Annotated in this window: 6 protein-coding genes; 1 reads left to right on the top strand and 5 read right to left on the bottom strand. The window is 42.6% G+C overall.

The window, feature by feature from the left end:
* The first annotated feature begins 921 nt into the window (after positions 1-921).
* Positions 922-2,385 (top strand): calcium-binding protein, encoded by a 1,464-nt coding sequence (locus tag V7K25_RS17100; protein ID WP_335159733.1) that lies wholly within the window; start codon positions 922-924, stop codon positions 2,383-2,385.
* A 128-nt stretch (positions 2,386-2,513) separates the two neighbouring features.
* On the opposite strand, the gene V7K25_RS17095 is transcribed toward V7K25_RS17100, so the two are convergent.
* The 5 genes from V7K25_RS17095 to V7K25_RS17075 all read right to left on the bottom strand — a co-directional run bounded on the left by V7K25_RS17095 (position 2,514) and on the right by V7K25_RS17075 (position 8,086).
* The gene (locus V7K25_RS17095; protein WP_335159732.1) at positions 2,514-3,200 is read right to left on the bottom strand and encodes a PHP domain-containing protein; all 687 of its coding nucleotides are present in this window, start codon (positions 3,198-3,200) and stop codon (positions 2,514-2,516) included.
* Between the two features lie 461 nt (positions 3,201-3,661).
* A complete protein-coding gene (locus V7K25_RS17090; RefSeq protein WP_335159731.1) occupies positions 3,662-4,798 on the bottom strand; it encodes an AIR synthase related protein in 1,137 nt (378 codons plus the stop codon).
* A gap of 87 nt (positions 4,799-4,885) precedes the next feature.
* Positions 4,886-5,092: a hypothetical protein gene (locus V7K25_RS17085; protein WP_322649896.1), complete on the bottom strand. Its 207-nt coding sequence runs from the start codon at positions 5,090-5,092 to the stop codon at positions 4,886-4,888.
* Positions 5,093-5,230: 138 nt separating this feature from the next.
* Entirely contained in the window at positions 5,231-5,833 is a 603-nt protein-coding gene (locus V7K25_RS17080) for a superoxide dismutase (protein ID WP_335159730.1), read from the bottom strand.
* Between the two features lie 648 nt (positions 5,834-6,481).
* Positions 6,482-8,086, bottom strand: a complete 1,605-nt coding sequence (locus V7K25_RS17075; RefSeq protein WP_335159734.1) for a bifunctional pantoate--beta-alanine ligase/(d)CMP kinase — start codon at positions 8,084-8,086, stop codon at positions 6,482-6,484.
* Positions 8,087-8,113: the final 27 nt, after the last annotated feature.

Here is an 8,113-nt window from a genome sequence, read left to right as displayed (position 1 = left end):
GTGAATATTTAATTTCCTGAAAGCCTTGTTTGATTGGGGTTTTGCTAAATTCTACTCTGATTCAGGCTCGTCAATATTTAGATGCGTTTGCCCTGGGGAAGACAAAGCGTAGCTTTGGCGAGGTGGGATTCTTCGGGTTTAATAAGCAATCAAGTGGGCATAATATAAAACCTTATTTATCCGTGCTTTCCAAACAAGGATTTTTTAGCTTTGCTGATAAATCGAGGCTTTGAAAAAGATTTAAAGTCAGCATCTTATTTTTCTCTATTCAAAGATATTAAAAAAAGTTATTTACATAAGCCAAATTTGTCCGGTCAATTACTATATAAATTATTTTCCAGATATAAAAGTAAATGGTTTGGTGATATTTTTCTAAAAAAGAATGGTATTATCTGGCATAGCGTACTACAACGCTAAAGGACTTCCAAATAAAAAATACTCAACTACTTCTTGTACAGGCTGATTTTTCACGTAATCTGGAAAATCCTACGAAAAACCTAACCCTCTAGCCCCTTTCCGACCCGGAAAGGGGGAAAATTCAAAGTCTCTCTCCTTTTAGGAGCTACGGTGTACACACAAGTCTGAAATAGCTGAAAAACCCAAGGTTTTACCCCACCCTAACCCTCCCCTTTATAAGGGGAGGGAACTAGATTTTCGGTTTCCCCCCTTTATAAGGGGGGATTAAGGGGGGTAATTCGACTTGTGTGTACACCGTAGCCTTTTAGGAGAGAGAAATAGAAGTGAGGTTTTCCTGATACCGTGAAAAGTCAGTTTGTGGCGTGGGCTTCTCTCTCGCCTGCTTTTTGCTGCGGGTAAAATACCCACCCCATAAGATTGGATAATTTATTTTTTGGAAATCCTTAATGACATCTTAACTGAAGATAAATTCACACCAAACGTTTAATCAGGAGAGAAAATTTTATGGCTGATACCGTGCTATTTCAAGGTAACAGGTACATTGCGGATAATACTACTACTTCCGAAGGCTATGGGGCGCAAACTGCCACCAATTTTGAAGTGCTGTATAGCAGTGGCGTTCTGAACTATAGTGCTATAGGTGTCAATTTCACTTATGCTTCAAACGGATTCTTTGATTCTGGAACCATCACTTCTCAATTTTCCTTCGGAACTAACGGCCAAATCACAAGCCAGGACACAAATCTGAATATTGACGTTGCGACAAGAGAGAGCCTTTTAACTGTCGGCACGTCAGGATACGAGTATGGTCAATATGTTTATCGAGGCAATGACAGTTTCCTCGGATCTGCGGACGATGATAGCTTTGACGGCTCCAAGGGTAACGACACCTTCAATGGTGGGGCGGGTATTGATGTCTTAAGCTTCCAAAAATTTAGTGAGGGAGTAATTGTTAATCTTTCAGCAGGGCAGGCAATTACTTCTTTTGGCACATCGGTTATTTCCAACGTGGAAGATATCGAGGGGTCAGCATTCGGCGATATACTCACTGGGAACTCTGGAAATAACCAGATTCAGGGGTTTGGCGGCGCTGATAGAATTAATGGCGGTGCAGGATTTGATACAGCTGTCTATTTCGACGCTACCTCAGCAGTCAGTGTTGATTTGTCCACCGGAGTTGTTGTTGGTGGAAGCGGTAATGATACCTTAGTTTCCATTGAGCGGGTGTTGGGATCTCGTTTTAGTGACGTGCTGATTGGTTCTAATGCCAATGAATCTTTCTTAGGGGGATTTGGTGACGATTCTATTGATGGTGGGGGTGGCATTGATACCATTGAGTACGGTTTTGTCGGTTCTAGGGTTATCGTAAATCTTGCTGCTGGATTCGCTACTGGTGGTGCAGGAACCGATTCTATTTCCAACGTTGAAAACGTAAAAGGCTCGATTTTCAATGACATCCTCATCGGTAGCTCTGGAGCCAATGTTATTAATGGCGACAATGGAAATGATGGTTTGAATGGTGGTGCTGGTGCTGATACTCTAACTGGCGGCCAAGGCGCAGATTTATTTGCGTTCCAGTTTGGAGAATCAACAGTATCAGGAAGCGATCGCATTACTGACTTCACCATTGGCACAGATAAAATTGGTTTATTCAGTTCAGACGGATCAACCGTGATTACACCTAGCACTTTTACCCGTGCTGGCGATAAGACTGCCACCACTTTAGTAAATTTAGCCAATCAGGTATTTACCGACGCTAATGGAGCCGTAGCTGGAAATCAAGCTTTAGGCGTGAATGGTGCAGCCTTAGTTAAGGTAACAAGTGGAGCGATCGCTGGAACTTACCTTGCGATCAATAATAGCACTGCTGGTTTTCAGGCGAATAGTGATTTGTTAGTCAATTTAACCGGATTAACGGGTACTTTACCGGCGTTGGGAAATATTGCGGTGAGCAGTTTCTTTGCTTAGTTAGCATCATGATTTTCAAACCAACCTGCCGAATGTGGGTTGATATCAGGCTTGATTATTGAAAATCCAAAAATAGAATAACCTCCTGGCAGATTTAACCAGGAGAGTTCAAAAAATTTGATTCATCTTTACAAGCGTTGTAGCAGGCTCAAACCGTGGGTATCAGTACCACAAGTATTGAAAAGAAAGTATTCATCAGCCAACTTTTGTACTTGTTCTGATTCTACTACGCTGGGTTTCCAGGGGTTAGGGTTATTGTAGGCGTAGAAAGTTTCCACGCCATCAATGCCCTTTTGGGACGCAGCTGGAATTAGGTCAAAAAGCGATCGCTTGTAACGAGCCGGATGAGCCAAAACTGCCAATCCGCCAGCTTCATGAATAGCAGCAATTACGTTACTTGCTTGATATTCTTGGCCTGTAATCGGCCTTCTTTGGAGATAAGGCTTTATGCTAGGGTGGTCTGGTGTAAAAGCGTAAGCCAAAATGTGAACTTCTATATCCAAAAGGCTGGCATTAATTTCTACACCACTCCACAGGTAAGGAGTGCTTGCACCAGGATTATTCCACTTCCAGTCCTCTAACCAAGCAATTGCTGCTTGATAGCCCATAATACCATGATGATCGGTGATGGCTAACCCTTTTAATCCAATAGCGATCGCCTGTTCCATCAATGCACTTGGCTGCAACCTACCATCCGAGTAGACGGTGTGCATGTGAAAGTTGAATAACCTTGGACAACTTTGTGCATCAATGTTTTGGAAGACTTGCTTCAAAAGTTCTGTGGAAGCAGTAGTTCGGGCCAAATTTACAACCATAACCCCCTCTGAACAAAAATATATCTTTTTAACACACTAAAACGGCACATCTAGAGATGAGAAAGACTCAGCACTCTAAATTAGTGTTGGCTGCTACTTTCTCAACTTTCTCAGCAAATTTTTCAATATGTTAAGACTAGGTTAGCAAATCTTAACCTCAGTAGTCATGCGTAATTTGCACTACTTTTAACATAAGTAGTAATGAATGTTGCATATAATTTTATATAATAGCCCTATAAAATTTGTGCTAAATGACTTACATTTCAAGACTTAAGAGAGTAATTTTCTCTAATAAGCCTGCGATATAACTATATATCAAAGTATCAAATATATTATTTTTCCTAGTAATTACACTATAATAGATAACTAGTAATGAGTTCAGCAATCGCATTAGTCAGTCTACAATATCTTCAAGAAAAATAGCGATGTCTACGACGGGCTATGCCTACGCTCTTGAACAACTATACCCCTCGCGCAATTCCAAAAGAATCTCCCTTCAAGGTGATACCAAGTGGTTCTACCACTACCTCGCGGCTAAGGGATGCTTCAACCCTTCCAGCAATCACAGCCGTAAGTTTATGTTCTCTTGCAAGGATGACAATCCTCTCTGCATCTTGCTCTGACTCAGTATAGAATGCAAATCCTGCACCGTAATTGAAAACAGAAAGCATCGTCGTTGCCCCGCCCTCAAGATGACCTTCGACAAACGTAAATATCTCCGGTACTGGGAGCATCGTTTCGATAACATATCGGAGCGGCTTCACTGAGCGCATCAGCTTTTGCCATCCATGTCCAGTGATGTTCTCCATCGCGGTGGGACGAATCCCTTCACCAAGCACCGCCTGCACAAGTGGCGTGTAAAGATACGATGCGGCATTCATCGCTTCCCAGAACTCCTGCCCACTTGGAAGTTTTGTTCTGTAGCCATCAGGGAGCGACTCGGCGAGCTTTCGCAGTGGGGTAAAGCCGTTTTCATGGGGCCCCGAACTCTCGACCAGAACAATGGTATTTCCGGCATCCAGACGCGAGCTATCAATGGGAGCGACACCAGCCGGCATAACCCCAAAAACCGAGCCTGCGATGTCGAGCCGACCTGGAATCATCTTCGTTTTTAGTTGAGGAGTTTCCCCTGAGAGGTACACACACCCCACTTGTTTGCATCCCTCAACCACTCCATCCAAAAACCCATCAAGGAAAGCTGGGGTGAAGATCGTTTCAGGAGTACTCGACGGCAGATATAAACCGAGAAGTATAGTCTGCATACCTGATGTTGCGGCATCGTTCGTAAGACACGAAATGATCTTGATACCAATGTTCCACCAGAATCGCCGAAGTTCTTCTTCGGAAAGGTCGTCAGGTCGAGTATCGTCTGCTGTACCCAGTCCTTCCGGGACAAGTGTCATCGAAAGTTCTCTAGCCCCCGCCTCTAAAAATGGAGCGAGATTGAAACTGAAAGCGTTAGCACTTGCTCCCAGACCCGATGCGGGCACGATGCCATAGGCGCTTGCAAAGCCAAGCGTGCGTTTTGCGGCATCGATGAAGCGTCGTTTTGCGGCATCGAGAGTATCGTAATCGACTTGATCGAGAGCTTGGGCCATCAGGTTGCGTTTTAATTTAGGAGTAGAGACGCAATTAATCACGTCTGTGCAGGAATTAAAAGTTAGGAAAACTCATAACTCCTAACTTTAAAATACCTCATCTTCAATACCACGCCACCATTCCCCCAAATTCATCATGTCTTGGTAAATGTCCTTTAATTCTTTGTTGTAAACATCATCTGTAAGGGTGGCTCGACGCTCTTGTAGTTTCTTAAGGCGCAGCTGTACCAATAGCCAAGGTTTAGTAATACTATTAGTTGCTTCTATGTATTGTGCTAGTTCTTTGCTATCCATAATGTTTTATATTTTGATTTTTATGCCACTACTTTTATTCAAGCTACTGCCCGTCCCGCCATTTAATAACAGAAAAGGGAGAAATTCTTTTTAATTTCTCCCTTTTCTTGGTGGAATCAGTTCAAAACTGACAGCTAATTAAGCTTTGGCCAAGTTTTCAGCAACAAAATCCCAGTTGACCAAGTTATCTAGGAAATTCTTGATGAATGCCGGACGGGCGTTTCTAAAGTCAATGTAGTAGGCGTGTTCCCAAACATCTAAAGTTAGGAGTGCTTTCTTACCATGAGCTAGAGGGTTTTCTGCATTTGGTGTTTTGATCACCTTCAGCGTACCGCCATCATCAATGAGCCAAGACCAGCCACTGCCGAATTGGGTTGCGGCTGCGTTCGAGAACTCTTCTTTGAATTTGTCAAAGCTACCAAAATCTTTATCGATTTTGGCTGCGATATCGCCAGTAGGTGCGCCGCCACCTGCTGGTTTCAAGGAATTCCAAAAGAAGGTGTGGTTCCAAACTTGGGCAGCGTTGTTGAAGATTCCTGCTTTCGAGGAGTCGTTGAAGGAAGTTTTGATCACCTCTTCCAGAGACTTATTAGCAAGTTCTGTACCTTCAGTCAGCTTATTGAGGTTGTCTACATAAGCTTTGTGATGCTTGCCGTAGTGATACTCAAAAGTTTCAGCTTTCATGCCATAAGGCTCTAAAGCATTAATATCGAAGGGTAGTGGGTCTTGTACAAATGCCATCTTGTCAAATCCTCTCTTTATCGGTTTCCAGTTTTAAGCTATTACAGAAGCTTAGGAAATTAACAGCTTTTATTTTTAAGATTTTATGTCTTTAATGATGAAACATAAAACTTAACATCGTCATTTTACTACCAAAGTGAAGATAAAAACAAAGTACTTGTCTAATAAGTAAAATAAGTCAAATTACTAGGAAATAATGACTATAAATAAAAATGGCTAATATTTCCTAGTTAAAAACTAACAAATAATTAAGTAGATAGGCATAATTAAACGTAAAATGCCAACCAGTAAAATCAGCTTCCTGATGAGGTTTTTCCTTCTAGAGGTGGTGTGGTCTTCTCTACGAGACGCTAGTCAAAGGGGTTTCGCAAAATGGAACAACTGCCGTCCTTTTACCTAGCATTTAACAATTAAAGCTTTTAGGCTTCTATCTGTGGCAGGATTAATTGTGATGTGAAAAATCAGTCGAAAGCGTGATGATTTAGTACTAAAAAAAGCTAATGTTTATAACACTAGACTAAAATTTTAAAATTACCTATTTTGCATCTAGACTGTTTCTAATAAATACAGTTTTGAGGATGGTAAGTGGATAATTAATTACCCACCACCCTTTTGAACTGAAAAACTAAGAGCAAATAGTGGTAATTACTACTGAGATAAACGTTGCTGATAGTAGTTGACAATTTTTGCTGTGACTTCAGAAATATTCAGGCCATCGGTTTGAACTTCAACTGCATCTGCTGCTTTTTGCAAAGGTGAAACTTTGCGTGTACTATCTTTCCAATCGCGTTCAGCAATGTCCCGCTCCAGTTGCTCTAAACTGATTTCGGGTTGACCTTGTTTGTTAAAGTCTTCCTGGCGGCGACGGGCCCGTTCACTCACAGAAGCGGTTAAAAAGATTTTCACTTCGGCATCGGGGAATACATGAGTACCGATGTCCCGACCTTCAGCGACTAAACCACCTCTTTTACCCCAGTTTTGCTGTTGTTTAACCAGTGCTTGACGGACATAGCTTTGTGCAGCGATCGCAGATACTTGAGATGTAACCTCAATTGTGCGAATTGCTTGGGTAACATCGATACCGTCAATCCAAACCCGCACGCTTGATTGTAAATCCTGGGCGGGGGTAAGTTCAATTTTACACTGGCTAGTTAATTCCGCGATCGCACACTCATCATCAATGGCAATCCCCTTTTGCAGAACTAACCAAGTTACAGCCCGGTACATCGCTCCTGTATCTAAATACACTAAATTTAGATTTGCTGCCACTTGACGCGCCACGGTGGATTTTCCAGCCCCGGCTGGGCCATCAATGGCGATAATGGGTTGACGATCGCGCAATATAATATTGTCAATCAAACGTGTAGACCCAAGACGAGCTGCGATCGCCAACATTCCTTCCTCCTCAACTTTTTCTAAAGACATTAACGTAGTCGGTTCAACCAATTCAATATATTCCACTAAAATCGTGCTGACTATTGCCACTTCTTGCTGTACTAGTGCTATCAACCTGTTACTATTGCGATCGCCTGCAATGAAAGCAGCTTCAGCGCGTCGCAAGCCGCGATATAATGCCGCCGCTTGCTCTTTTGCCGTTGCAGTCAAATATTGATTACGAGAACTGAAGGCAAGACCCGAAGCTTCCCGCACTGTTGGACAACCAACAATTTCTACTGGCAAATTTAAGTCAGCTACTAAGCGTTTAATAATTGCCAGTTGCTGACCATCCTTTTGACCAAAGTAAGCCCGGTCAGGCTGTACCAAGTTGAAAAGTTTGGTCACAATCGTAGCGACACCCTGAAAGTGACCTTGCCGAGAACGACCACACAAGCCAGTTATCATAGCAGATGGGGGGATAACTTGTGTAACCTTTGATTCTTGTATACTCTTCTGGGGAACTGCCATTTCTTCCGGAGTTGGCGCAAAAATTGCATCTACCCCAGCTTGTTCGCAAAATTGTTGGTCTTGCTCTAAAGTGCGAGGGTAGCGTTGATAATCCTCATTGGGAGCAAATTGCAAGGGATTGACGAAAATACTTACAATCACCATAGAATTTTCTTGCCGCGCCCGTTGAATTAAGCTTAAATGACCTTGATGCAAATTTCCCATCGTTGGCACCAGACCCACTGCCGTCTGATACCAGCTAGTCATCTCATCTAGTTTTAGATCCTCAGTAACCGCAATTAGCTTGTTTTCTGAGCAGCGTTTAGTTAAATAGCAGCGTAAAGCTGCGACTGTTGTCAGCAGGCGCACAAAAATACCCCTAGTTCTTATCGATCC

It is taken from the genome of Nostoc sp. (assembly GCF_036919495.1).
Classification (GTDB): domain Bacteria; phylum Cyanobacteriota; class Cyanobacteriia; order Cyanobacteriales; family Nostocaceae; genus Nostoc.
This window is presented reverse-complemented; position numbering and strand designations above follow the sequence as displayed.

What these genes read in the sequence shown, in the direction of transcription:
- V7K25_RS17100 (WP_335159733.1), top strand. Translation starts at nt 922, where the DNA reads ATGGCTGATACCGTGCTATTTCAAGGTAACAGGTACATTGCGGATAAT.
- V7K25_RS17095 (WP_335159732.1), bottom strand. Translation starts at nt 3,200, where the DNA reads ATGGTTGTAAATTTGGCCCGAACTACTGCTTCCACAGAACTTTTGAAG.
- V7K25_RS17090 (WP_335159731.1), bottom strand. Translation starts at nt 4,798, where the DNA reads ATGGCCCAAGCTCTCGATCAAGTCGATTACGATACTCTCGATGCCGCA.
- V7K25_RS17085 (WP_322649896.1), bottom strand. Translation starts at nt 5,092, where the DNA reads ATGGATAGCAAAGAACTAGCACAATACATAGAAGCAACTAATAGTATT.
- V7K25_RS17080 (WP_335159730.1), bottom strand. Translation starts at nt 5,833, where the DNA reads ATGGCATTTGTACAAGACCCACTACCCTTCGATATTAATGCTTTAGAG.